The 22,509-nt window shown below is 66.1% G+C and carries 23 protein-coding genes; 12 read left to right on the top strand and 11 right to left on the bottom strand.

Annotated elements, in window-relative coordinates; genetic code table 11:
* Positions 1-140: 140 nt before the first annotated feature.
* From helR to ACX3PH_RS06590, 5 genes are all read left to right on the top strand, one after another.
* A complete protein-coding gene (helR, locus tag ACX3PH_RS06570) occupies positions 141-2,291 on the top strand; it encodes an RNA polymerase recycling motor ATPase HelR (protein ID WP_459090645.1) in 2,151 nt (716 codons plus the stop codon).
* A gap of 20 nt (positions 2,292-2,311) precedes the next feature.
* The gene (locus tag ACX3PH_RS06575; RefSeq protein ID WP_459090647.1) at positions 2,312-2,605 is read left to right on the top strand and encodes a hypothetical protein; all 294 of its coding nucleotides are present in this window, start codon (positions 2,312-2,314) and stop codon (positions 2,603-2,605) included.
* Between the two features lie 110 nt (positions 2,606-2,715).
* On the top strand, positions 2,716-3,447 hold the full coding sequence (locus ACX3PH_RS06580) for a YidC/Oxa1 family membrane protein insertase (protein ID WP_459090649.1): 732 nt from the start codon (positions 2,716-2,718) through the stop codon (positions 3,445-3,447).
* A 9-nt stretch (positions 3,448-3,456) separates the two neighbouring features.
* Positions 3,457-3,753: an antibiotic biosynthesis monooxygenase family protein gene (locus tag ACX3PH_RS06585; RefSeq protein WP_459090651.1), complete on the top strand. Its 297-nt coding sequence runs from the start codon at positions 3,457-3,459 to the stop codon at positions 3,751-3,753.
* Between the two features lie 29 nt (positions 3,754-3,782).
* Complete coding sequence (locus ACX3PH_RS06590) at positions 3,783-4,721, top strand: DMT family transporter (protein ID WP_459090652.1); 939 nt, start codon at positions 3,783-3,785, stop codon at positions 4,719-4,721.
* A gap of 140 nt (positions 4,722-4,861) precedes the next feature.
* Here ACX3PH_RS06590 and ACX3PH_RS06595 read toward each other — a convergent pair whose 3' ends face one another.
* The 4 genes from ACX3PH_RS06595 to ACX3PH_RS06610 form a co-directional block, all read right to left on the bottom strand.
* Positions 4,862-5,911, bottom strand: coding sequence for a zinc-dependent alcohol dehydrogenase family protein (locus tag ACX3PH_RS06595; RefSeq protein WP_459090654.1), 1,050 nt, complete (start codon positions 5,909-5,911; stop codon positions 4,862-4,864).
* A 123-nt stretch (positions 5,912-6,034) separates the two neighbouring features.
* On the bottom strand, positions 6,035-7,087 hold the full coding sequence (locus ACX3PH_RS06600) for a chaplin family protein (protein ID WP_459090656.1): 1,053 nt from the start codon (positions 7,085-7,087) through the stop codon (positions 6,035-6,037).
* A 100-nt stretch (positions 7,088-7,187) separates the two neighbouring features.
* Positions 7,188-7,913, bottom strand: a complete 726-nt coding sequence (locus tag ACX3PH_RS06605) for a hypothetical protein (RefSeq protein WP_459090658.1) — start codon at positions 7,911-7,913, stop codon at positions 7,188-7,190.
* A 146-nt stretch (positions 7,914-8,059) separates the two neighbouring features.
* Complete coding sequence (locus tag ACX3PH_RS06610) at positions 8,060-8,293, bottom strand: hypothetical protein (RefSeq protein WP_459090660.1); 234 nt, start codon at positions 8,291-8,293, stop codon at positions 8,060-8,062.
* Positions 8,294-8,440: 147 nt separating this feature from the next.
* Here ACX3PH_RS06610 and ACX3PH_RS06615 point away from each other — a divergent pair, with 147 nt between their 5' ends.
* The 3 genes from ACX3PH_RS06615 to ACX3PH_RS06625 all read left to right on the top strand — a co-directional run bounded on the left by ACX3PH_RS06615 (position 8,441) and on the right by ACX3PH_RS06625 (position 15,370).
* The gene (locus ACX3PH_RS06615; RefSeq protein ID WP_459090662.1) at positions 8,441-11,362 is read left to right on the top strand and encodes a helix-turn-helix transcriptional regulator; all 2,922 of its coding nucleotides are present in this window, start codon (positions 8,441-8,443) and stop codon (positions 11,360-11,362) included.
* The gene (locus tag ACX3PH_RS06620; RefSeq protein ID WP_459090664.1) at positions 11,362-14,271 is read left to right on the top strand and encodes a helix-turn-helix transcriptional regulator; all 2,910 of its coding nucleotides are present in this window, start codon (positions 11,362-11,364) and stop codon (positions 14,269-14,271) included. The genes ACX3PH_RS06615 and ACX3PH_RS06620 overlap by 1 nt, the downstream gene beginning before the upstream one ends.
* Positions 14,272-14,338: 67 nt before the next feature.
* Positions 14,339-15,370 carry an LLM class flavin-dependent oxidoreductase gene (locus ACX3PH_RS06625; protein WP_459090666.1) on the top strand — a complete coding sequence of 344 codons (1,032 nt, stop codon included), beginning with the start codon at positions 14,339-14,341 and terminating at the stop codon, positions 15,368-15,370.
* Here the strand turns inward: ACX3PH_RS06625 and ACX3PH_RS06630 are convergent.
* From ACX3PH_RS06630 to ACX3PH_RS06640, 3 genes are read right to left on the bottom strand one after another with little or no spacing between them, the layout of a single operon-like run.
* Entirely contained in the window at positions 15,336-15,953 is a 618-nt protein-coding gene (locus ACX3PH_RS06630; RefSeq protein ID WP_459090668.1) for a YdeI/OmpD-associated family protein, read from the bottom strand. The two genes, ACX3PH_RS06625 and ACX3PH_RS06630, sit on opposite strands and share 35 nt — an antisense overlap.
* A gap of 15 nt (positions 15,954-15,968) precedes the next feature.
* Positions 15,969-16,337, bottom strand: coding sequence for a VOC family protein (locus tag ACX3PH_RS06635; protein ID WP_459090670.1), 369 nt, complete (start codon positions 16,335-16,337; stop codon positions 15,969-15,971).
* 59 nt (positions 16,338-16,396) lie between these two features.
* The gene (locus tag ACX3PH_RS06640) at positions 16,397-17,080 is read right to left on the bottom strand and encodes a hypothetical protein (RefSeq protein ID WP_459090672.1); all 684 of its coding nucleotides are present in this window, start codon (positions 17,078-17,080) and stop codon (positions 16,397-16,399) included.
* 144 nt (positions 17,081-17,224) lie between these two features.
* Between ACX3PH_RS06640 and ACX3PH_RS06645 the strand changes: the two genes are divergently transcribed.
* Entirely contained in the window at positions 17,225-18,343 is a 1,119-nt protein-coding gene (locus tag ACX3PH_RS06645) for a sensor histidine kinase (RefSeq protein ID WP_459090674.1), read from the top strand.
* On the top strand, positions 18,340-18,993 hold the full coding sequence (locus ACX3PH_RS06650; protein WP_459090676.1) for a response regulator: 654 nt from the start codon (positions 18,340-18,342) through the stop codon (positions 18,991-18,993). The genes ACX3PH_RS06645 and ACX3PH_RS06650 overlap by 4 nt, the downstream gene beginning before the upstream one ends.
* A gap of 8 nt (positions 18,994-19,001) precedes the next feature.
* On the opposite strand, the gene ACX3PH_RS06655 is transcribed toward ACX3PH_RS06650, so the two are convergent.
* Positions 19,002-19,628 carry a TetR/AcrR family transcriptional regulator gene (locus ACX3PH_RS06655; protein ID WP_459090678.1) on the bottom strand — a complete coding sequence of 209 codons (627 nt, stop codon included), beginning with the start codon at positions 19,626-19,628 and terminating at the stop codon, positions 19,002-19,004.
* Positions 19,629-19,714: 86 nt separating this feature from the next.
* Between ACX3PH_RS06655 and ACX3PH_RS06660 the strand changes: the two genes are divergently transcribed.
* Together ACX3PH_RS06660 and ACX3PH_RS06665 are read left to right on the top strand one after the other, a co-directional pair.
* Complete coding sequence (locus tag ACX3PH_RS06660) at positions 19,715-20,110, top strand: VOC family protein (RefSeq protein WP_459090680.1); 396 nt, start codon at positions 19,715-19,717, stop codon at positions 20,108-20,110.
* 75 nt (positions 20,111-20,185) lie between these two features.
* Positions 20,186-20,368 carry a PspC domain-containing protein gene (locus ACX3PH_RS06665; protein ID WP_459090682.1) on the top strand — a complete coding sequence of 61 codons (183 nt, stop codon included), beginning with the start codon at positions 20,186-20,188 and terminating at the stop codon, positions 20,366-20,368.
* 13 nt (positions 20,369-20,381) lie between these two features.
* Here ACX3PH_RS06665 and ACX3PH_RS06670 read toward each other — a convergent pair whose 3' ends face one another.
* From ACX3PH_RS06670 to ACX3PH_RS06680, 3 genes are all read right to left on the bottom strand, one after another.
* Complete coding sequence (locus ACX3PH_RS06670) at positions 20,382-20,636, bottom strand: hypothetical protein (RefSeq protein ID WP_459090684.1); 255 nt, start codon at positions 20,634-20,636, stop codon at positions 20,382-20,384.
* A 77-nt stretch (positions 20,637-20,713) separates the two neighbouring features.
* A complete protein-coding gene (locus tag ACX3PH_RS06675) occupies positions 20,714-21,490 on the bottom strand; it encodes an ABC transporter permease (RefSeq protein WP_459090686.1) in 777 nt (258 codons plus the stop codon).
* Positions 21,487-22,506 (bottom strand): ABC transporter ATP-binding protein, encoded by a 1,020-nt coding sequence (locus tag ACX3PH_RS06680; RefSeq protein WP_459090688.1) that lies wholly within the window; start codon positions 22,504-22,506, stop codon positions 21,487-21,489. Before ACX3PH_RS06680 ends, ACX3PH_RS06675 begins: the two co-directional genes overlap by 4 nt.
* Between the last annotated feature and the right edge of the window lie 3 nt (positions 22,507-22,509).

Genomic DNA, 22,509 nt, shown 5'->3' on the forward strand with positions numbered 1-22,509 from the left:
AGGGCGTTTTCACACCCTTCCATTCTTAATTTATAGCTGACACGGGGGCTTGTGGCAAGACCCCCGTCGTGACGCAGAATTGTCCGTCGACGCCGGAAACGGGCAATTGGAGTGGTGAAATGCGTGCAGGTGTAAACCCCATGATCGACAGGGTCTTCGAGCTTCCGGACCGCTTCGCAGCGAAAGATGACCCGAAGCTAATTGCCGCCGACGAGCAGCACTTCGCGGCCATCGCCACGAGCCTCGAGCAATCGATCGCCGACCTGTCCGACCGCCTCGACACGGCACGGAAGCAACCGGGAGGCAGTGGTCAGGGGGCGTTGGAGCGGGACCTGGACATCCACCGGATGACGGCCAGGCTCCGAGCGCTGCGCCGCTTCGGCCTGGACCTTTGCCTCGGGCGCATCGTCGATGCAGCCGGCTCCGAGCCTGTGTATGTGGGGCGACTCGGACTCACCGACCGCGATGGCCGCCGATTGCTGCTCGACTGGCGTTCCCCAGCAGCCGAACCGTTCTTCGGGGCGACGCACGCCAACCCGATGGGGCTTGCGAGCCGCCGCCGGTATCGCTGGACGGCTGACCGTATCACCGACTATTGGGACGAGGTGTTCACGCCGGACGGGCTCGACGGCAACGCCGCGCTCGATGACCAGTCCGCCTTCATCGCGAGCCTCGGAAGCAACCGGTCGGATCGGATGCGGGATGTGCTCGGCACCATCCAGGCAGACCAGGATGCGATCATCCGCGCCGGGTCTCGCGGTGCTCTCGTCGTCGATGGGGGCCCCGGAACAGGAAAGACCGTGGTCGCGCTGCACCGCACCGCCTACCTGCTGTATTCGGATCCGCGCCTCGGGCACCGCCGGGGCGGGGTTCTCTTCGTCGGACCGCACCAGCCGTACGTCGACTATGTTTCCGATGTGCTGCCCGGGCTGGGCGAGGAAGGGGTGGAGACCTGCACGTTGCGAGACCTGGTGCCTGGAGGCGCCACCGCAACGGTCGAAACCAACCCCGAGGTGAGCCGCCTCAAAGCATCGGCGGCCATGGTGGGGGCGATCGGGGCGGCCGTCAGGTTCTACGAGCAGCCGCCGACCCAGGGGATGACTGTCGAGACGCCGTGGTCGGATGTCTGGCTCAGTACTGAGGAGTGGGCCGAGGCGTTCGACGCGCCAGAAGGCGGTACTCCGCACAACGAGGCGCGCGAGCAGGTCTGGGAAGCGCTCATCGACATCGCCGCCGACCGGTTCGATGAGAATGAGGTACCGCCGCACCTGCTGCGCCGGGCCCTCGCGCAGAACGAGGAGTTGAGCCGGGCATTCACCCGCGCGTGGCCGCTGCTCGACCCGGCCGGTGTGGTCACAGACCTCTGGTCGGTGCCCGCCTACCTCCGGCGTTGCGCCCCGTGGCTCACCGCTGAGGAAGTTGGGCAGCTGCAGCGTCGTGACGGAATGGCGTGGACGGTGTCCGACCTGCCGCTGCTGGATGCGGCACGGCAACGGATTGGCGATCCGGGCGCCTCCCGTCGCAAACGGCAACGCGAGGCGGTGGTCGCGGCCGAGCGGGAACGGATGGACAGGGTCGTCGACGAGCTGATCGCTGCGGAGGCGCACGACGACGGTGAAGGCTTGATGACGATGTTGCGCGGTGAGGACCTCCGCAACACCCTGGACGACGAAGCCGCGCTGCCCGCCACCGACCCTGACCTGCTCGCCGGACCATTCGCGCACGTCGTCGTCGACGAGGCGCAGGAGTTGACCGACGCGGAGTGGCAGATGCTGATCATCCGCTGCCCGTCACGGAGTTTCACCATTGTCGGTGACCGGGCGCAGGCACGGCACGGGTTCACCGAGTCGTGGGAGGAGCGGCTGAGGCGGATTGGGCTCGACCAGGTCACCGTGGCTTCGCTGAGCATCAACTACCGCACGCCAGGGGAGGTCCTGGCAGAGGCGGAGCCGGTGATCCGGGCGGTGCTGCCGGATGCCAACGTGCCCACCTCCATCCGCAGCAGCGGAGTTCCCGTCAGGCACGGGTCGGTTTCCGAGGTGGGTATCATCCTCGACGCGTGGCTGGCCGAGCACGCCGAAGGTGTGGCCTGCGTGATCGCCGCCGGCGACCCGCTGCACGACACGCTCCCATCGCGCGTTCGCATGCTCACTCCCGAGCTGTCGAAGGGGCTCGAATTCGACCTGGTCATCCTGATCGACCCGGAATCGTTCGGCGACGGCATCGAAGGGGCAGTCGATCGCTATGTCGCGATGACCAGGGCGACCCAGCAACTGGTCATTCTGACCTAATGGCGGGTTACCCTGTACCCATGAGTTGGCTCAGGCAACGACTCGTCATGACCATGACGCTGTCGTTCCTCGCGCTCGTCGTCGCGCAGGCGGAACCTTCCGGACTGCTGGCGGCCGGTCTCGCGACCATCCTGGTTGCGGCAGCATTGAGCGCTCGCCACGCCGCCGTCGCGGTCCGTTCCCTGGAACTCACCGTCGGTTCGCGCGCGCGGGAGCACCGCGAGGCGCTCAGCGTCATGCCAGAGCCACGGCACCCGAACACGGCGGGCCGACCCCGCACCCGAGCACCCGCGCAGCCGCCTCCGGTCGCGTAGAACCCACCGCTCACCCGTCTCCACAAGACGGAGAGTCTCCACAGACGGGAGCGGATGCTTCGCGGCCATCAGGCCACCAACATCCGCTTCGACTGCAAGGGACTTCTCCCGTGGATTTCTATTCGTTCGCCCCGATCGCTGCTGTGCTCGACACGGCATACAACGCCGTCACGGCGCTCACCGCGCTGCTGGACCCGATCACTGGTGCCGCCAGTGCGACGGCCGCCATTGTGCTCATCACCCTCCTCGTTCGCACCGCGCTGATCCCAGTCGGCGTGTCTCAGGTGCGCGCCGAGTTCACCCGCAAGCGGCTCGCTCCCCTGCTGCAGGAGTTGCAGCGCAAGTACAAGAAGAAGCCGGAGGTGCTGCAGCGCAAGACGATGGAGTTGTACGCGGCCGAGAAGGCCTCGCCGCTGGCCGGATGCCTGCCGACGCTCCTGCAGGCGCCGGTGCTGTCCACGGTCTACGGCCTGTTCATCCTCGGCAGCATCAATGGCCACACGAACGCGCTGCTCAGTGAGCGGCTGCTCGGCGTTCCCCTGGGTGCGTCGCTCATCTCGGGGCCGGGGTGGCCCGGCGCACTAGTGTTCGCCGGGATCATGGTGGTGCTGGCTGTTGTCGCCTGGTTGTCGCGGCGCATCGCAGTGAAGAACGCACCGACTATGACGGATGCCGCTCCGCCCGCCCTGCAGAACCTCGCCGGCCCGCTCAGCTGGTTGCCATTCCTCACGGTGGTGTTCGCGGCGGTGGTGCCCCTTGCCGCCACGCTCTACCTCGCGTTGACGACTGCCTGGACCCTGGTGGAGCGGATCATCCTGAGGCGCCTGCTCGCGCCTGCGTAAGCTGGGCGGATGATCACCGAGCACGCACTACTGCCCGTCAAGCCGGGCCTCGAAACGGAGTTCGAGGAGGCGTTCGCATCCGCTCGCCTCATCATCTCCTCGATGCCCGGATTCCGCGGTCTGACCCTGTCGCGGGGCGTTGAGAGCCCGAGCAGCTACCTGCTGCTGGTCACCTGGGACAGCATCGAGGCGCACGAGGTCGGCTTTCGCGGCTCGGGCGAATACCAGGAGTGGAAGCGGATGCTGCACCACTTCTACGACCCGTTCCCGGTTGTCGAGCACTACCGCCGGGTGGCCAGCGCGTAGGGGGGTCGAAGCTAGGGCATGATGAGGCTGTGCCACGTCATGTCATGTTCGGTCTCGGTGCCGGCGCTCTGTGGGGGCTGACCTTCATCGCCCCGGTGTTCCTCGGCCCGTTCACGACCCTCGACCTCACGGTCGTGCGCTACCTGATCTTCGGGATCGTCTCGGTCGCCGCCCTGATGGTGCTCCGGTTCAACCCGTTCAAGCGCCTGGATGCTCGGGGCTGGTGGCGCATCATCGGGCTCGGCCTCGCCGGCAACACCCTCTTCTACCTGGCACTGTCGAGCGGCGTCGCGTTCGCCGGCTCGGCGCCGGTCGCGTTGATCATCGGCACCCTGCCGATCGCCATGATCGTGGCGGGCAACATCCGCCGGAAGACGGTTTCCTGGGGCCGCCTCGCCGGACCGATCGCCGTGTTGGCTGCCGGCCTCGGGTTGACCGGACTGGCGGCGATGGAGGGCGAGGGCGGGGCGCCCGGTTCGCTCGTTCCGCTGGGGATCGTCCTGGGGCTGGTTGCCGTGTTCTCCTGGCTGGCCTACGGCATCGTGAACGCCGAATACCTGGTCGACAACCCGGAGACCGGCGTCATCCTGTGGACCAGTCTCACCGGGATAGGCACGCTGATCACGGTGCCTCCACTGGTCATCGCAGCGATCGTGGTGGGTCGCGTCGAACCGGTCGCCGCCGGCGATGTGCCGGTGCTCCTGTTCTGGGGACTATTGCTCGGACTCGGCTCCACCTGCGTGGCAACCTGGCTCTGGAACAAGGCCAGCTCCGGCCTGTCCACGACGGTGCTGGGGCTGCTGGTGGTGTCGCAGACAGTGTTCGCGATGATCTTCGTCTGCCTGCTCGAAAGCCGCCTTCCGACCCTGGCCGAAGCCGCGAGCATCCTGCTCATCGTGATCGGTGTCGGCTGGGGGCTCCGCGCTACGTCAGGGGCTGGGGTCAGCAGCGACGCTGCTTTCCGCTAGAACGACGGTGAAGGAAGAGCCCGTGGCCCGGGCCCTGTGGCCTAGCGCCGTTACGACTGCGGGAATCGAGGAGAAATCGGCGGCAAGCGCTCGAGAAGTCCTCGAATCCATGCGGATGCCGGATTCCTCCTGCCGTAGCGCTACGGGCGGAGCAGCACCTTGGTGGCCCGGCGCTCATCCATGGCGGCGTACGCCTCGGCCACCTCTGACAGTGGCAACTCGAGGTCGAAGACGCGCCCCGGGTTGATGGACCCGGAGAGCACCTCTGGCAGCAACTCCTCGATGTAGCCGCGCACCGGGGCGACGCCGCCGTTCACACCGACGTTGTTGTTGAAGAGTCGACGTACGGGAAGCTCCGGTCCGCCGTTCGGCACACCGACGTAGCCGACCATGCCGCCGGGCCGGGCGCTGCGAATGGCCTGGTCCATCGACTCTTTCGTGCCGACGCACTCGAGTACGCAGTCGGCGCCGACACCGTCGAGCATGTCGTTGATCCGCTCGACACCCTCGTCGCCGCGCTCCTCCACGATGTCGGTTGCCCCGAACTCGCGGGCGATGACCTGGCGATCGGCGTGACGTGACATGGCGATGATGCGCGACGCCCCGAGCCGCTTGGCGGCGAGCACCGCGCACAGCCCGACCGCACCATCACCCACAACCACGACGGCGCTGCCGGTGGTGACGCCAGCGGAGACGGCCGCGTGGTGACCGGTGCCCATGACATCCGCCAGCGCCAGCAAGCCTGGAACCTGGTCGTCGTCAGGCATGGTCGGCGTGGCGACAAGCGTGCCGTTGGCGTTGGGGACGCGGATGCGCTCGCCCTGGGCGCCATCGGCGAAGGCCCCGGACTGGTCATCCGACCCCCACCAGCCGCCGTTCAGGCATGATGTGGTGACTCCGTTCCGGCAATTGATGCAGGTGTTGTCGCAGTGGTAGAACGGCGCGATCACGAAATCGCCGCCCTGCACGGCCGTGACGTCGACACCGACCCGCTCGACGACACCGACGAACTCGTGACCGATTCGCCTCGGCGCGTGGACGGGCGTCACACCGCGATAGGGCCACAGGTCGGAACCGCAGACACAGGCCGCGACCACCCGCACGATCGCGTCACTGCCGGTGGCCAGCTCCGGATCGGGTACTTCTTCCAGGCGGATGTCCCGTTCACCATGAATCACCGTTGCACGCATGCACCCCAGCGTATTGCGGCAGCCCGTTGTGTGCTGGGGGCACGGCACAGGGACACCGCGCGGGCGCACGGCACCGGATGCCGCCAGCGGGCCAGCGGCATCCGGTGTCAGGTCGGCGGAGAACTAGCCGATCGCGTACCCCGTGCGCTTGGCGGCAACCAGCGCAAGACCGGTTCCCAGCATGAGCGCGATCCCCCCGATGAGCGGCAGGGTCTCAACCCCTGTTGCCGCGAGCATCATCGCCGGAGTCAGTGCTGCCGTCGCCATGAGCGGGGTGAAGCCACTCATGGCGATGTCGGTACCGGCATCCGTCACCGTACCTTCGTTGTCGACCGCGGAGTCAACTTCGACCGGGGCGAAGGCGTCCAGGGCGATAGCCCTGACCACCGGGCCTTCAACAGTCGGCTCACTCAGCAGGCCATCGTCAACGACGGGAGTTGCCAGCAGCCCGTCATTGATGAATCCCATCCGCACGATTGGTTCGCCGATCATGCCGTCATCGAGCAGCCCGTCGAACAGTCCGACTTCCACGAGGCCGTCATCAAGCAGGCCATCTTTGAGCAGGCCATCTTTGAGCAGACCATCCTCGAACAGGCCATCATTGAGGATGTCCTCATCGAGGAAGCCGCCACTGAGGATTCCTCCATCGATAGGCGAGTCATCGCGGATTACCGCGACGTCATTGCCACCGACCATGATCGGCACATCGACGTCTGGTGCTACCTGATTGCCGCTGGCAATGCCGTCGTCACCCGTGGTGGTGGCGGCGGCGCCCTCGGTGTCCCCTTCGGAGGTGGCGCTGGTCTGCGTCCCGTCCGTGGAACTGTCGCCGAGGACGCTGATGGCATTTCCGCTGGCGACGATCGGCGCGACAACCTCCGGCATCACCTGGTTGCCACCGAGGATGGCGTCTTCACCGCTGGTCGTGCTGGTGGTTACGGCAGCGTCGCTACCGCTTGGCGCCATCGTGGTGTCCGAACTCTCGCTGTCACCGAGAATCGAGATGGCGTTCCCGCCGATGGTCACCGGCAACTCGCCGAGGATCCCGACTTGGTTTCCGGATGCGACGCCGTTCTCACCTGAGGTGTCGGCAGCGTTCGCTGCCCCGGCGCCGAGGACGGTCAGGCCGCCCACGAAGAACGCTCCCCAGAGCGCTCGAGAAACTGCTTTATGCATGATTTCACTCCTTGAGACTGATGTGGTCATGCCCTCGCACGGCCTGCAGCCGTCGAGAGCGAGGTTCGTTTCCTGCGCCAGAAGGGCAGGGCGAACCCCATCAGCCAGGGGAGGTGTCGCTGTCGAAGGTGGGGGAGGAGGGCAGGGTGAAGTTCTCCCAGGCAGCGGATGCGCCGGCCGGCGTCAACGAGTCGACCGCCGTCGGCATCGCGGCGACCAGGGTTGGTGCACCGGTGCCCTGGTTCGGCGTGGACGGCGGAGCCGGCACGGGCTGCGTCGGCACCATCGGTTGGGGTGGAGCGTGATGGGAGCCAGCCGCGGGAACGTGTGCGGCCCCGGTATCGAGGGCAACAGACGTCAATGCCACCGCGACTGGCTCCGGCTGGTCCGCGACGACGGCTGAAGGCGCCGCCGCGGCGGGAATCGTGATGGATTCGCTGAGCTGGCTGGTGAGGCCGAGTGAGTCCGCCGAGTCGGCCACGACCCCGTTCAGTAGCTGCGTCGTCTTCGCCACGATCGGAACCTCAAGAACCGGGGTGGCAACATCCGTCACCACTGGGGTGGCAACATCCGCCGCAACTGGCTCGACTACATGCTCAGTTGCATTCGGCAGAGGCTCGATGAGCCCGGCCGGCAGAACCACCTCGTCGACGCTGGCGGCGAGCGTTCCGAGCAGCGAGCCCGTGTCCATGTCCGTGTCGTCGTTCGCGGCGGCCGGGGTGCTGCCGGCGAAGATGGAGAGCACAAGCCACACGAACGCGGCCAGCACGGAGAGGAGCAGGATTCGCCAGGCGGAGAGCACAGGCTGCCCAAGGTCCGGTTCCACGCTCGTCACCCCCTGCGCTTCGTCAACTGCGCCGATGCACCTGACCGTAGGCCGGGTAGACGGATCAGTCTATGATTTACAGGTTTTACTCAGTAAGATTCGCCCAGTGAAACGAGGTGGCCTGCGCGGGCTTGGGGTATCACTGCTTACTGCTCCGGAATCCAGCTGGCGGCACGCACCCCCGCGCCGGTGAAGTTGTCGCAGCGCACGTACTGGTCGCCCACCCGCATGAGCAGGCAATTACCGGAACCGAGCGACGGCTGCGACTGAGTCGGTGATCCGGGGTGTTCAGCGGCGGCAACGGGTGCAGCGCTGCCGCCGACGATGAGGATGGCGCAAAGAACGGATGCTGTCCAATGGCCCTGCTTCGAGTGGTACATGATCGTGGCCTTCCGATAATTGAAAATTTGATCAGTTCAGGCTCCATCCGGTCGGGACCTGTTCACATCAGGCATTCCCCCTCAGATCCAGCGGGAGAACCCTCAGGTTGACCCGCCATACGCCCGGAACGGTGCAACACTGGATTGGTGGCCGCCCGTCCTGGCACAACCGGCCCTCTTCTGGTGGGGCGCTCCGAGGAGCTGGCCACTATCCGTGCCCTTGTGGACCGTGCCACCGCAGGAGAAGCCGGCGCGCTGCTGGTCTCGGGCGATCCCGGGGTGGGAAAGACCGCCTTGGTTCAGCAGGCGTGCGCACAGCTGCAGCCGGACACGATTGTGCTTTCCGGCGCAGCGTTGCCGTTGACGACCATGTCGGTTCCGTTTCTCGCCCTGCGGTCAGCGCTCCGTAATCGCGCGAGAAGTGATGGCTGGTCCTTTTTCCAGCCGGGCCAATCCTTGGTCGATGTTCCGATCCTGTTCGACGAATGGTTGGAGGATCGGTGCCGGGAACACCCTGTCGTTCTCGTTGTCGATGACCTGCACTGGGCTGACCAAAGCACTCTGGACGTGTTGATGTACGTGCTGGCCGGACTAGAACATCGACGGTTGGCGGTGATCACCACCATGCGCGGCAGCGAGATGTTGGGTGACGGCCATCCGCTGCAGCGTTGGCTGGCCGACATCCACCGCCTTCCCCGCATCCAGCACCTGATGCTGGAACCCCTCGATCGGGTCGCGACCGATGCCCAGTTGACTGCACTCCTCGGCGTTCCGCACCGGTCGCTGGTGGAGGAGGTGTTCAGACACACGCTCGGAAACGCCTACCTCAATCGCCTGCTTGTTGTCGGTGTCTCCCCGAGCGCGCGCCACCTGCCCCCTGGCCTGCCAGCAGACCTCAAGTCGGCGATGCTGCAGTCATGGCGCCGGCTGTCCGCCCCGTCGAGGGAAATTTCTCGTGTCCTGGCTGTTGGCGGACGACCATTGCACGCGAGTGAACTTGGCGACGTTGTCGGCCCGGCGGGCCATGGGGATGTTGTGGGGATGTTGCGCGAGGCAGCCGAGAACGGCATTCTCGATGTCGCGCCGGATGGCGCCTACTGGTTCCATCACCCGTTGAACGCCGAAGTGCTCGAACAGGGCTTGCCGGACGAGGAGCGCCAGCGATTGCATTCGGCATTCGCGGAGTTTTCCGAGAGGCGGCTGGCGACCGCCCCGGAACCGACCGTTGAGCTCATGGTGGCGCTCGCCGACCACCACGACCAGGCGCGGCACCCTGCCGAAGCGTATCGGTGGGCCTTAGCCGCATCCGCTGCCGCAGGCCGAGCGGGTGGGGTTGCAGAAATGCTCCGGCTGCTGAGGCGGGCGGTCGCGCTGAGGGACCAATTGCCGGAGGCGGCAGAAAGCAGACAGGAGCTCCTGCTCCGGTTGCGCGCGGCCGCCGCAAGAACCGGTGAGTATGTGGAAGAACTCAAGGCAATCGAGTCATTGCTGGATGGCCTTGACCGTGACGCACAGCCACTCCTGGCCGCCGAGCTGTTGGTCCGGCGGATGCAGCTTCGCTTTCTGAGCGGGCTCGCCTTCCTGGCACCGGATGAGATGCGCGAAGCTGTTCGGCTGGCCGCAACGGAGCCGCTCAGCTGGCAGCACGCGCTGGCGCTTGCCGAATTGGCGCACGCCGAAAGCTGGGAGGACAACCCGGATGTGACAGCTCACGCCGAACAAGCGCTCGCCCTGGCCAGGGCCGCAGGCGATTCGCGCGCGTTGAGCTATGCGCTGACAACCAAGTCCGTGGTTGCGATACGACGCGGGCGAAGGCAGGAGGGACGTGCTCTCGCGATCGAGGCCCAGGATGCGGCTTTGCTGGTGGGCGAATATTGGGCATACTGCCACGCGGCAATCTGGGAAGCCAACGCTGCCGAGATGTGGCCGAGTCGTCTGTACTCCAACATGTTGCGCGGGCATCGCGAAGAGTTGATGGCGTTGGGTGCGCCACACACGTACATTGCCTTTCTCTCAGCCGCGGAAGCGGGCAGCTGGTTCAGCATCGGCGAATGGCGTGAATGTCTGCATCGAATCCGGGTCGTGCTTGGCTCCGATCCCGGGCCGCTTGCCGATGTCGCCGCTCGGCTGGCGGCGGCGCACCTGGCCGCATGGCAAGGACGAACGGTCGAGGCCGAAGCCCACTTGGCGCGCGCCGATGAGATTTTTGCCGAGAGCTCCTCCTTCGTCAATCTGGAGTTTGCCGCTTGCCGTGCGGAGGTCTGCCTGGCCGCGGGCAAGTCGGCGGAAGCCTTCGACGCCGCGATGGCCGGCGCAACGTCGCCTGGGGTTGCACCGACCATGTGCGAATGGCTGATGCCCCTCGCAGCGCGCGCCATTGCCGATCAGGTGCAGACGGCCAATGACAATCGGCGTGATCCAGCCCCGCTGCTGGCACAGCTGGAGGACCTGCAGCGACGTTTCCCGTCGGTCATCCGGGATAACGATCGGACCACCGAGCTGGGGGAACGTCACATAGACGCGCTGAACCAGCTGTACGACGCCGAGGCTGGCCGTGCGCGTCACGATCCTGACAACGGCGCCCAGTGGATTCGAGTTGCGGACGCCTGCCGGGTGGCGACGCTCGCCTGGGAGGAGGTTTACTCGTGTTGGCGGGCGGCCGAATCCGCGCTGGTCCATGGGCGAAATCGCCGGGAGCAGGCGGCATCCGTTCTCCGCAGGGGACTTGACCTTGCCGAGAAGCTACAAGCACGGGCGATTCAGTTCGAACTCGAGAACCTTGCCGGTACCGCCCGGATTCGCATCGATCGTGTGGCCTCGCTTCCGGTGCCACCGAACCAGCGCACAGAGCTTGCCGGGCTGACCACTCGCGAACGCGAAATCCTGGGCTACATCGTCGCCGGCCGTACCTACGGTGAGATCGCACGCGCGCTGGTGATCAGCGAGAAGACCGTCAGCTCGCACGTGTCCAACCTCCTGAGGAAGACCGGGGCGTCCAACCGAGTGGATCTGTCCCGGCTGGCCTCCATCGGCAGCAGCAGGTCGACGAGAGACGCTGAGGCGGAGTGATGACCGGCCCTGTTCTGGTGGGGCGCTCCGAGGAGCTGGCCACTGTCCGTGCGCTTGTGGACCGTGCGATCGCGGGAGAAGCCGGCGCGCTGCTGGTCTCGGGTGACCCTGGGGTCGGAAAAACCGCATTGGTGCAGCAGGCGTGCGCGAGCCTCGACGCCGACGTTCTCGTCCTCCTCGGCGCAGCGTTGCCCATGACCTCCATGGCTGTGCCCTTCCTGGCCATTCGGTCCGCCGTTCGAAGCGCAGGCGGCGCGGGGAACTCGTTGTTCGGGGTGTCACAGTCCACATCCGACATCCCCGATTCCTTCGATTCCTGGCTGAGCAACCAGTCCCTTGAGCGCCTCGTAGTATTGGTCGTCGACGACCTGCAGTGGGCAGACCAGAGCACTCTGGACGTGCTGATGTACGTGCTGGCTGGCCCCGCCGATCGCCGGTTGGCGGTCATCGCGACCATCCGTAGTAGTGAGGTAGGGGACAGCCATCCGCTGCAGCACTGGCTGGCCGACATCCGGCGCCTGCCTCGGATTGAGCAGTTGGCGCTCGGGCCGCTCGACCGTGCCGGAACGGATGCCCAGCTGACCGCCCTGCTCGGGGCACCCCATCAGTCACTGGTGGAGGAAGTTTTCACGCACACGCGCGGCAACCCTTACCTCAGTCGCCTGGTAGTGGCCGGACTTCCGCCCGGCGCGCGCCACCTGCCGATTCCCTTGCCGCCAGATCTGAAATCCGCGGTCTTGCAGTCGTGGCGTCGGCTGTCCGCACCAACCAGGGAACTTACTCGTCTTCTGGCGGTTGCTGGACGACCCTTGCGCGCGAACGAAATGGACGACGTCGCTGGCTCGGCTGCAGGCACTCGACGCGTATCGAGCATGCTCAGCGAGGGAGCGGAAAATGGCCTCCTCGATGTCGGTCCGGATGGAGCGTACTGGTTCCGACACCCGCTGAGCGCCGAGGTGCTCGAACACGGCCTTCCGGAAGACGAACGACAGCGCCTCCATTCCGTCTTCGCGGACTTCTACGAAAGGCGGCTGGCGGTAGCTCCGGAACCAACCGTCGAGTTGCTGGTGGCGCTCGCCGACCACCACGACCAGGCAGGGCACCTTGCTGAGGCCTACCGGTGGACGCTGCGGGCATCCGAGGCTGTGGGGCAAGTGGGCGGAGTGAGCGAGATGCTGCGCCTTTTGCGACGAGCCGTTGCCTTGAGGAAGGAGCTTCCGGAGGCGACCCCGAGCGAGCAGGAGCTGTTACTCAGGTGGAGGACGGCCGCCGCCGATGCAGGAGTGCATGAAGAGGAGCTTCAGGCGATCGAGTCGCTGATTGATGGTCTCAGCCCGGAGAAGCATCCGCTGGTTGTGGCCGAACTGCTGGTGCGGCGGATGCACCTGCGGTTTGTCACTGGGAGAGCGTTCATGAACCCGGATGAAATGAGTGAGGCAGTGCGTCTCGCGTCGGCAGTGCCACGCAGTTGGCAGCTCGCTCTGGCCCTGGCCGAACTTGCCCACGCCGAAAGCTGGAGCGGCGCCCCTGGTATGGCGGCGCACGCAGAGCAGGCTCTGGCCCTGGCCAGGACTGCGGGAAACCCTCGCGCACTGAGCTACGCGCTGTCTGCCAATGCTGTCGCGGCGATCCACCGCGAGCATGGAGCGGAAGCGCGCGCTTTCGCTGTCAAAGCACGAGACGCGGCCGTGCAGGCCCGTGACTACTTCGCCTATTGCAACGCCGTAATGTGGGAAGCCAACGGGCTGGAGACGTGGACCAGCCACCTCTACGCCGAGCTGCTGCGTGGGCATCGTGAAGAACTGACGACCCTGGGAGCGCCACACACCTATGTCGCGCTTCTCTCGGCGAACGAGGCGGCCAGTTGGCTCAGCGTCGGCGAATGGCAGGAATGCCTGCGTCGTCTTCGCGTCGTATTCGGCTCGGATCCCGGGCCTTTCGCCGATGTCAGTGCCCGGTTGGCTGCGGCACGGCTGGCGGCCTGGCAAGGGCGACTTGGAGAGGCTGAAGCCCACCTGGCGAGGGCGGACGAGATTTTCGCGGGGAGTTCCGCGTTCCTCAACTTCGACTTCGACGCGTGCCGCGCCGAGGTGTGCCTCGCCGCTGGCAAGCCGGAGGCCGCCGTCGAGGCGGCGATGGCCGGGGCAACCTCGCCGGGGGTCCCGCCGACGATGTGCGAGTGGCTGATGCCTCTCGCGGCGCGCGCCATCGCCGACCAGGTTCAGATCGTCAGGGATGCGGGAAGCGACCCCGCCCTCCTGCTTGCGCAACTGGACGACATCCTGGAGCGCTTCCCCTCCGTGATGCGGGATATCGGCGAGTCAACTGAGCTGTGGGATCGTCAGATCGCGGCATTGAACGATGTGTACGCTGCCGAGGCCGGTCGAGCGCGCCAGGATCCAGGCAACGGTGAGGGGTGGGTGCGCGCGGCAGAAGCCTGCCATGCCGCAACATTGGCGTGGGAGGAGCTGTACTCGTGTTGGCGTGCGGCCGAGTCTCTGCTGACCCGTGGGCACCACGATCGTGAGCTGGCGGCATCCGCCGTCCGCACCGGGCTTGAACTTGCCGGGCAGCTGCAGGCTCGACCGATCCAGGCGGCCCTGGAAGGCTTGGCCGTGAGCGCACGAATCCGCGTCGATCGGGTCGACGCGAACCTGCGAACGGACCTGGGAACTGGTTTCGCCGGGTTGACCACCCGCGAACGCGAAATCCTGGGCCACATCGTCGCCGGCCGTACCTACGGCGAGATCGCACGCGCGCTGGTGATCAGCGAGAAGACCGTCAGCTCGCACGTGTCCAACCTGCTGAGGAAGACCGGGACCTTCAACCGAGTGGATCTGTCCCGGCTGGTGATGACCGCCAGCCACCGCTCCGGCCGAACCTGGGGCGACGAATCCGTCTGGGAATAATTGGGGAGTGCGACCCGTTGCACAGCTAGATGCAAACGCATTGAGTTGTATGGATGGAAGGCCGGGCATGGCTCACCTCGAATTGGGACTCGACACCTTCGGCGACGTGACCGTCGACGCCGAGGGCAAGAAGATCTCGCACGCGCAATCAATCCGCAACATCGTTGACCAGGCGATTCTCGCCGACCAGCTCGGTGTGGACTTCATCGGAGTCGGCGAACATCACCGCGACGATTTCGCGGTGTCGGCTCCCGAAGTCGTGCTGGCCGCGATCGCCAGCCGCACCGAGCGCATCCGCTTGGGCTCAGCCGTCACCGTGCTGAGCTCTGACGACCCGGTGCGCGTGTTCGAACGGTTCTCGACGGTTGACGCCGTTTCCAACGGCCGCGCAGAGGTCATCATCGGTCGGGGCTCGTTCACCGAGTCCTTCCCGCTCTTCGGATTCGAACTGAGCGACTACCAGCAGCTGTTCGAAGAGAAGATCGAGCTGTTCAGTGAACTACTGAAGGGCGAGCCGGTCACCTGGACTGGCAAACTGCGTGCCGGTCTCACCGACCAGTCCGTATATCCGCCGATCGAAAACGGCAGCCTCAAGACCTGGGTCGGAGTCGGCGGCAGCCCGGAGTCGGTGGTGCGCGCTGCCCATTTCGGCCTCCCGCTCATGCTCGCCATCATCGGCGGCGACCCACTGCGATTCGCGCCGTACGTCGACCTCTACAAGCGGGCGCTCGGCCAGTTCGGGCGTGACCTGCTGCCCATCGGCGCCCACTCGCCCGGCCACATTGCCGCGACGGATGAGCAGGCGAAAGAGGAGTTGTGGCCGCACTTCAAGGCGAATCGCGATCGCATCGGGGCTGAGCGCGGATGGGGACCGATGTCCCGCGAGGAATACGAGAACGAGGCAACCAACGGTGCCCTCTTCGTCGGGTCACCCGCTACTGTCGCCGCCAAGATCGTGCGCGCGGCGCAAGGGCTCGGGCTCGACCGCTTCGACCTGAAGTACTCCAACGGCACCATGCCGCACGAGCAGCTCATGTCGTCCATCGAGCTCTACGGCCGCGAGGTCATTCCGCTGGTTCGCGAGCAGCTCGCCCGGTAGCCGGCGTCGGCGGGTACACGGTCTCTCCTCGCTCCAGCATGGCGACGAAGCCGGCGATCTTCTTCGCCCTGGTCTCGGCACGTTTCACGCTGTTGGTGCGGAAAATGATCGCAAAGCGGTTCTGGCTGTTCAGGGTCAGGAAGAAGGCGGATGCGGCCGGGCTCGCATCGATGGCGGCCTGCAGGTCATCCGGAACAGCATCGCCCTGGCCGTAGGCGGCGTCCCAGCGGCCGTCCGCCTTCGCCGCGTCGACCTGCGCGAGTCCGGCAGGCTGCATCCGCCCCTCTGAAACCAGGCGGGCCACGTACTCGCGATTCCGTTTCGACCAGACACTTCGCGGCTTGCGGGGAGTGAACGACTGGATGAAGAAGTCGTCATCGAGTGAGCTCGTCTGGCCGTCGATCCAGCCGAAGCAGAGCGCTTCGTCCAGGGCTTGGGCGTAGGAGATCCCGGGGAGGGCAGACGACTTCTTGACCAGTTGCAGTCGAACGCCGACCGAGTCCTGGCCCGCGTTCGCCAGCCAATCACGCCACTCCGCCGGCGTCTGGCAATAGAGCAGGGGCTTGTCGTTGTGGGCTACCACGGTACTGGCCTCTCGTCATTTGGCCGGTACCTCTTGGAGCGCCCAGCCGTTGCCGTCCGGGTCGCTGAAGAATACGAATCGACCCCACGGGAACTCTTCCACTTCTCCCGCCGCGACGCCCTGTGACAATAGCTGCTCGCGCGCCGAATCTGCACTCGCAACCACCACCTGGATGCCTTGCTGGGTGCCGGGCGACATGGTGGTCATGTTGGTGTCGAGAACGATCGAGCAGGCCGAACCGGGGGGAGTGAGTTGCACGAAACGCAGGTTCTCGTCGACCGTTATGTCGTGGTCTGCGTTGAAGCCGAGCTTGCCGACATAGAAGTCCTTCGCCCGGTCGATGTCGGTGACCGGCACTGCGAGCAATTCGATTTTCCAGTCCATGATGGTTCTCCTTGTCTCTGTACCTTCACGGTACGGAGCGATGCGGACTGGATGTGTCCTCAATGGGAGACTGCTGGTTCGCTCGGTGAGACCTCGGAGAAAGCCTGTTCACGGGAGATCTGGAGCCCCGCGATACCGAAAGCGAACATGATCGGAAGGGCCGCGCTGCCCATAGACGTGACCTGGAGGATGCCGACCGCGAGCGGCAACTGCAGCGCGAGCAGCCAGGCGGTCGCGCGCGGGTGGAACCCCTTGAACAGAAGGGTGATCCCGAGAATCGTCGTGCCGAGGAGGATCACCAGGAAGCTGGGAATCGTCAAAGCGAAGGACACGTCGCCGATCAGGTTGTACGAGGTCCATTGCCCGAAGTATTGCCCGAAGGTCGCTACGGTGCCAACGGCGTAACCGGCGAGCACGATCCGCCACATGACCTTCTCGAAGCCGCGCGGGTGCCGGCGACGGTACACGACGACGGCGCACAGCGTGAACGCGATGAACGCGAACACCCAGATCTTGCCGTAGGTCAGGTATACCGTGTCGGCGGGGGCCCAGGTGAGCAACGGTGCCAATGCTGAAGACAGCGGCTCCGACCAGGCACTGATCAGCGGCGACTCCAGGTCTTCCTGGCCGTCCGCCGTGGCGTGACGGGCCAACGAATGCAACTGCCCGACCACGAGCCCGACCCACGCCATTATCCAGGCGGACCGGCCGATCGCCTTCTGTGCGTTCCGTGATGCAAACATCTGATTCCTCTCGTCGGACCGCCCACCACGGTCGGTGCCACTCACGCTAGGGAAGCGGCGGCCGGGAGTCGTCCACTCCACGGTCGAACACGTCTCCAACCCAGGGTTGACTCCCCTCCGTAGCGAAGGCAGTAGCCTCAAGCAATGACGAGGGCCGGCCTGCTGCGTGACGCTGCGCTCCCGGCTGCGATAGCCGTGCTCGGTGCGCTCGAGCTCGCCTACCTGAGAACGGATGGCTGGGCCTTCGGCATTGCGCTCGAAGTGGCTGCCTGCGTGCTGCTGGTGTGGCGGCTCAGCCACCCACTCGTCGCGTGCACTCTGGCCGCCGTGCTGGTGCTGCTGATGCCCTGGGTCGGGCCACAATTGAACGACCCGGCCACCCCCGTGATCATCGCAGCGGTCGTCGGCTACTCGCTGGCCCGAAGAGTGCGCGACTTGCGCGGCCTGATCGGCATCGGCGTGATGGCGTTGATGCTGGTGGTCGACTACGGCCTGGTCGACTCCCGGGAGCATGGCCCGTCCGATGCGATCTTCATCGCGGCACTCCTGCTGCCGCCTTATATTCTCGGTCGTCTCACGCGAAGGCTGGCGGACCAGGCCGAGCAACTGAAGCGCCAGCAGGAGCTGATCCGTGACGAGGCGGTGCGGGCCGAACGGGCCCGGATCGCCCGCGAGTTGCACGATGTGATCGCCCATTCGGTGAGCGCGATGGTGGTGCAGACGGCGGCGGCCCAGGACCTGGTGCACAGTGAGCCCGACCGGGCGGGCATCCTGCTTCAGGATGTCGCGGACACCGGCCGACGCGCGCTTTCGGAGACCGGCCGGCTGTTGCACGTGATCCGTGACGAAGCCGACGAGCTCGGGCTGGAACCGGCTCCCAGCCTGTCCAGACTCCCGGAACTGGTGGAACGCTTCCGCGACAACGGGCTGGCAATCGAGTGGGAGCTCGATGGCCCGATTCGCGACCTCCCCGCCGGCGTCGACCTGTCCGGCTACCGCATCGTGCAGGAGGCGTTGACCAACGCGTTGAAGTACGCGGCCGACCAGAAGGCCCGGCTGCGGGTGACGAGCACGCCGACCGTCCTCCGCATCCGCTCCTCGAACCTGGGAGGCGAGGGCTCCATCGGCGGCAGCGGATTGGGCCTGGTCGGCATGGCCGAGCGGGTGTCCCTGTTCGGTGGAACACTCAGCCACGGTGTGACAAGCGACGGACGGTTCGAACTCGACGCGACCCTCCGACTGTCGATGGGCGAGGAGACATGACCAGCGTGGTGATCGCCGACGATCAGGAACTTATCCGTTCCGGTCTCGCGCTGGTCTTGCAGACTCGCGGTTGCGAGGTGGTCGGGCAGGCATCCGACGGGCGTGAAGCGGTCGACGTGGTGCGCCGCACCCGACCAGATGTGGTGCTGATGGACATCCGGATGCCCGTTCTCGACGGCATCGCGGCGACCCGCGAGCTGACCGCGAGTGGCGATACCGCACGGGTGCTCGTGCTCACCACCTATGACCTCGACCGCTACGTCTACGGCGCCCTGGAGGCGGGGGCCGCCGGGTTCCTGCTCAAGGCGACGCCTCCCGACCGGCTCGTGGCCGGTATCGAGACGGTGGCGGCGGGAGAATCCCTGCTCGCCCCCTCGCTGACCAGGCGCCTGATCGAGGAGCACGTACGTCGCCCGGCGCCGGTCGACGGCGTGCCGACGACGTTGAGCGGGCTGACCGAACGCGAACTCGAAGTGTTCGAGCTGATTGCGCAGGGGCTCTCCAACGGGGAGATCGCTGCGGCCCTGGTGGTGGCGGAAGCCACCGTGAAAACCCACCTGAATCGCATCCTGGCCAAGCTCGGGCTTCGTTCGCGGGTGCAGGTCGTGGTGCTCGCCTACGAGAGCGGCCTGGTTCGTCCCGGCCGGTGACCCGGGTACTACAGGCCGCGGTCGACCATGTCCAGGAGCCGCTCGGTGGCGTGGGCCACCATCGCTTCGGTGAACCCCCGCAAGGGTCCGTCGATGACCAGCATGCCGAGCCCGTGAACGGACGACCACGCGTGCAGTTCCGCGTTCTCGCGGCGTTCGGCCGGAAGCACGCCCGCCTCTACCAGTCGATCGAGGGCGTTGGCCAGGATCTGGAATGGCGTGCGGCCGCCGTTGCCGGCCTTGTCCGGTGTCGTCGCCTCGGTCAAGTCGTGCGGAACGGTGAACGCGGCACGGAACAACCCCGGCTGCTCCCGCGCGAACGCCAGGTAGCCGGCGCCTGCCGCGCGAAGGTACCGGCGGGCATCCGCCTGATCATCGCCGGTCGGGGGCGCGGATGCGATCGCCTCCTCCATGCGGTCGGCCGCCATCCCCTGCGCTGCAGCGGAAACAGCGTCGAGCAGCCCCTGCCGATCGGCGAAGTGCCGGTAGGCCGCGTTCGGCGAGACCGAGCTTCGCCGGGTGGCCTCCCGCAGCACGACGGCATCAGGGCCGCCCTCGCGCGCCATCTCGATCGCGGCATCGATGAGCGCCTCGCGGAGCCCTCCGTGGTGGTAATGGTCCCGACTGCCTGACAATGGCAACTCCCCTCTGGACAGCATCCAATCATCGTGTCATTGTTGACAGCGTACACATGGAGGCCACACTACAGAGAGAAGCACCCGTGTTCACGACAACAAACGCCTTCAGCTCGTTCTCGGTGGACGACCTGGATGCGGCAAGGCAGTTCTACGGCGAGACCCTCGGCCTGAAGGTCGCCGACAGCGAGATGGGAACCCTCGACCTCACGCTCGGCAATGGTGCCAGAGTGTTCGTCTACCCCAAACCGAACCACGAACCGGCGAGTTTCACCGTGCTCAACTTCGATGTCGACGACATCGACAAGGCGGTCGACGAGCTCAACGGGCGAGGTGTGACGACCAAGATCTACGCGGACGATGAGGTGCCCGACATGCCGAACGACGACAAGGGCATCACGCGTGACGAGGAGAACTCGATGGCGATCGCGTGGTTCAAGGACCCGGCCGGCAACGTGCTCGCCGTGATGAAGACCAGCTGAGCCATCCGCACCCTGAATCGGAAATCGGGGGATACCCCGATTGCGATGACGGATGCCCCGTAGCAGGCTCGGAGCATGAACCTTTCACGACCCAGGACCGGCCGCGTCATCGCGGGCGTCTGCGCCGCAGTGGCACGCCGTTTCGGATGGAGCGTCACGGTGGTGCGGTTGCTGACCGTGCTCAGCATCCTGATCCCCGGCCCGCAGGTGATTATCTACATCGTGTTGTGGATCCTGATCCCTCAGGACCCCGCCTAGCCCCTCAGAACGCTCAGCGCGACGTGTCGTCCCGGCGGATGGCGTCGAAGTCGATGTCGTCCGGGTCCACGTCGACGTCGCCTGAATCATCCGGCCCGCCGGTGCCCGGCAGCACCTTCACCTCGGCGTCATCGACCTCCGGGTCGGCTGTCGCCGGGCTGTCGGCCGGGTGCTTCTGACGCTCCCGCGTCTCGGTGTCGCTGGCCGGGCTGTAGGTGGTGTCCCGCTCGATGGATTCGTCTTCGCTGGGGGGCTCTTTCATGGACATGCCGCGAAGGTACTCCCGCCACCCGTGAAATGGCAGGGTCACGGGTGGCGGTTGCAGCTTCGAGGCGCGCCCAGGCGCTAGTTGCTGCGCTTGATCGAGCGGATGCCCACCGCCAGTCCGATGGCGGCCAGCCCGATGGCGGCGACGAACCCCCAGACCACGTCGATCGACCCGAGGTCGCCGGCGAACAGCGCCCGCTCTGCGGACACCACATAGGTGATCGGGTTGAGGGAGGCAGCAACCTGCATCCACTGCGGTCCGTCCTCAAGGGGGAGCAGCATGCCCGAGAGGATGAGCAGCGGAAAAATGGTGGCCTGCTGCACTGCCCAGAACATCCAGTCGCGGTTGCGGCTGGCCAGGGCCAGCGCGTAGCTGAGCGCACCGAAGCCCATGCCGAACAGTGCGATCAGGATGAGTCCGACCAGCATTCCGAGCGGGTGGACCGAGAATCCGAACGGGATGGTCGCCAGCGCGATGACCGCAGCCTGCACCATGATCGGCGCCATCTCCTTGAGCGCTCGCCCGATCAGCAGGGAAGAGCGGGAGATCGGCGCCACCAGGGTGCGTTCATGCGACCCGGTCTGCATCTCCATGAGCAGGTTCGACCCGGTCACGCCGGTGCCGAACAGCGCGATCATGACCAGGATGCCTGGCACGAACCATTGCAGCACTTCGCTGGCCGGCGCATCGGATCCGCCGATCAGCAACGGCCCGAACAGCCCGAGGAAGACCAGCGGCTGCAGCAGGCTGAAGATCAGGGAGAACGGGTCGCGCACGACCGGGCGCAGTTCGCGCACGAGCACGTTGCGTGAATCGCGGATGACGCTGGGTCGCGTTGTTGTGGTGGTGGTCATGCTGGCACCTCTTCTGTGAGCTGGGGCTGGGTGTGGGTTGAGTTATCTCGGCCGCTGTCGTCGCGCAGGCTGCGTCCGGTGAGGGCGAGGAACACGTCGTCGAGCGTCGGTTGCCTGAGTGTTGCCGTCGCTGCAGCGCGGCCGTCCGCGTCGAGCGCCCGCAGCAGGCTGGGCAGGAGTACGTCGCCGTGGTCCACCGTGAGCTCGAGCTTCTTGCCGCTGTGGCTGACGGATGCGCCTGCAATACGGCTGGTCACATTGCTGGCTGCCGCAGCATCCGCTTCGCTGGCGAAGCCGAGGGTGATCACGTCGCCGGCGAGCGTCGTCTTCAGCGCGGACGCGGTGTCGTCGGCGATGACGCGGCCGTGGTCCATCACCATGACCCGCTCGGCAAACCGGTCGGCCTCATCCAGGTAATGAGTGGTGACGAAGATGGTGGTGCCGTGGGTGCGGCGCAACTGGAGGATGTGCTGCCACAGGTTCTCGCGGCTCTGCGGGTCCAGCCCGGTGGACGGCTCGTCGAGAAAGAGAAGCTCGGGGGAGTGCAGCAACCCGAGCGCAATGTCGAGGCGGCGTTTCTGGCCGCCGCTGAGGCTGAGCACGCCTCTCTTGGCGAGTGGGGCAAGGTCGAGGGATTCGAGCAACTCGTCAGTGCGCTTGCGGGTCTCCGCCCGGCCCATCCCGTAGAAGGCGCCCTGGCTGATCATCTCGTCGCGCACCCGCTGGTAGTGGCTGGCGCTGTTGCCCTGGCCGATGTAGCCGATGCGGCGGCGCACCTCATCCGGTGCGGTGCGCACGTCGTGGCCGGCGACCGTTGCGGTGCCGGAGGTGGGTGGAAGCAGGGTCGTGAGCATGCGGACGCTGGTGGACTTGCCGGCACCGTTCGGTCCGAGGAAAGCCACCAGTTCGCCGCGTTGCACGTCGAGGTCCAGGTCGCTGACGGCTTCGACGAGTTCCCGCTTGACGGTGAACTTCTTCGACAGGCCGCGTGCGGTGATGATGTTGTCGTTTGTCATGGG

The organism is Homoserinimonas sp. A520, assembly GCF_054489245.1.

Coding starts and splice junctions, on each gene's coding strand:
- helR (WP_459090645.1), top strand. CDS start 141: ATGATCGACAGGGTCTTCGAGCTTCCGGACCGCTTCGCAGCGAAAGAT.
- ACX3PH_RS06575 (WP_459090647.1), top strand. CDS start 2,312: ATGAGTTGGCTCAGGCAACGACTCGTCATGACCATGACGCTGTCGTTC.
- ACX3PH_RS06585 (WP_459090651.1), top strand. CDS start 3,457: ATGATCACCGAGCACGCACTACTGCCCGTCAAGCCGGGCCTCGAAACG.
- ACX3PH_RS06595 (WP_459090654.1), bottom strand. CDS start 5,911: ATGCGTGCAACGGTGATTCATGGTGAACGGGACATCCGCCTGGAAGAA.
- ACX3PH_RS06600 (WP_459090656.1), bottom strand. CDS start 7,087: ATGCATAAAGCAGTTTCTCGAGCGCTCTGGGGAGCGTTCTTCGTGGGC.
- ACX3PH_RS06610 (WP_459090660.1), bottom strand. CDS start 8,293: ATGTACCACTCGAAGCAGGGCCATTGGACAGCATCCGTTCTTTGCGCC.
- ACX3PH_RS06620 (WP_459090664.1), top strand. CDS start 11,362: ATGACCGGCCCTGTTCTGGTGGGGCGCTCCGAGGAGCTGGCCACTGTC.
- ACX3PH_RS06625 (WP_459090666.1), top strand. CDS start 14,339: ATGGCTCACCTCGAATTGGGACTCGACACCTTCGGCGACGTGACCGTC.
- ACX3PH_RS06635 (WP_459090670.1), bottom strand. CDS start 16,337: ATGGACTGGAAAATCGAATTGCTCGCAGTGCCGGTCACCGACATCGAC.
- ACX3PH_RS06640 (WP_459090672.1), bottom strand. CDS start 17,080: ATGTTTGCATCACGGAACGCACAGAAGGCGATCGGCCGGTCCGCCTGG.
- ACX3PH_RS06645 (WP_459090674.1), top strand. CDS start 17,225: ATGACGAGGGCCGGCCTGCTGCGTGACGCTGCGCTCCCGGCTGCGATA.
- ACX3PH_RS06650 (WP_459090676.1), top strand. CDS start 18,340: ATGACCAGCGTGGTGATCGCCGACGATCAGGAACTTATCCGTTCCGGT.
- ACX3PH_RS06665 (WP_459090682.1), top strand. CDS start 20,186: ATGAACCTTTCACGACCCAGGACCGGCCGCGTCATCGCGGGCGTCTGC.
- ACX3PH_RS06670 (WP_459090684.1), bottom strand. CDS start 20,636: ATGTCCATGAAAGAGCCCCCCAGCGAAGACGAATCCATCGAGCGGGAC.
- ACX3PH_RS06675 (WP_459090686.1), bottom strand. CDS start 21,490: ATGACCACCACCACAACAACGCGACCCAGCGTCATCCGCGATTCACGC.
- ACX3PH_RS06680 (WP_459090688.1), bottom strand. CDS start 22,506: ATGACAAACGACAACATCATCACCGCACGCGGCCTGTCGAAGAAGTTC.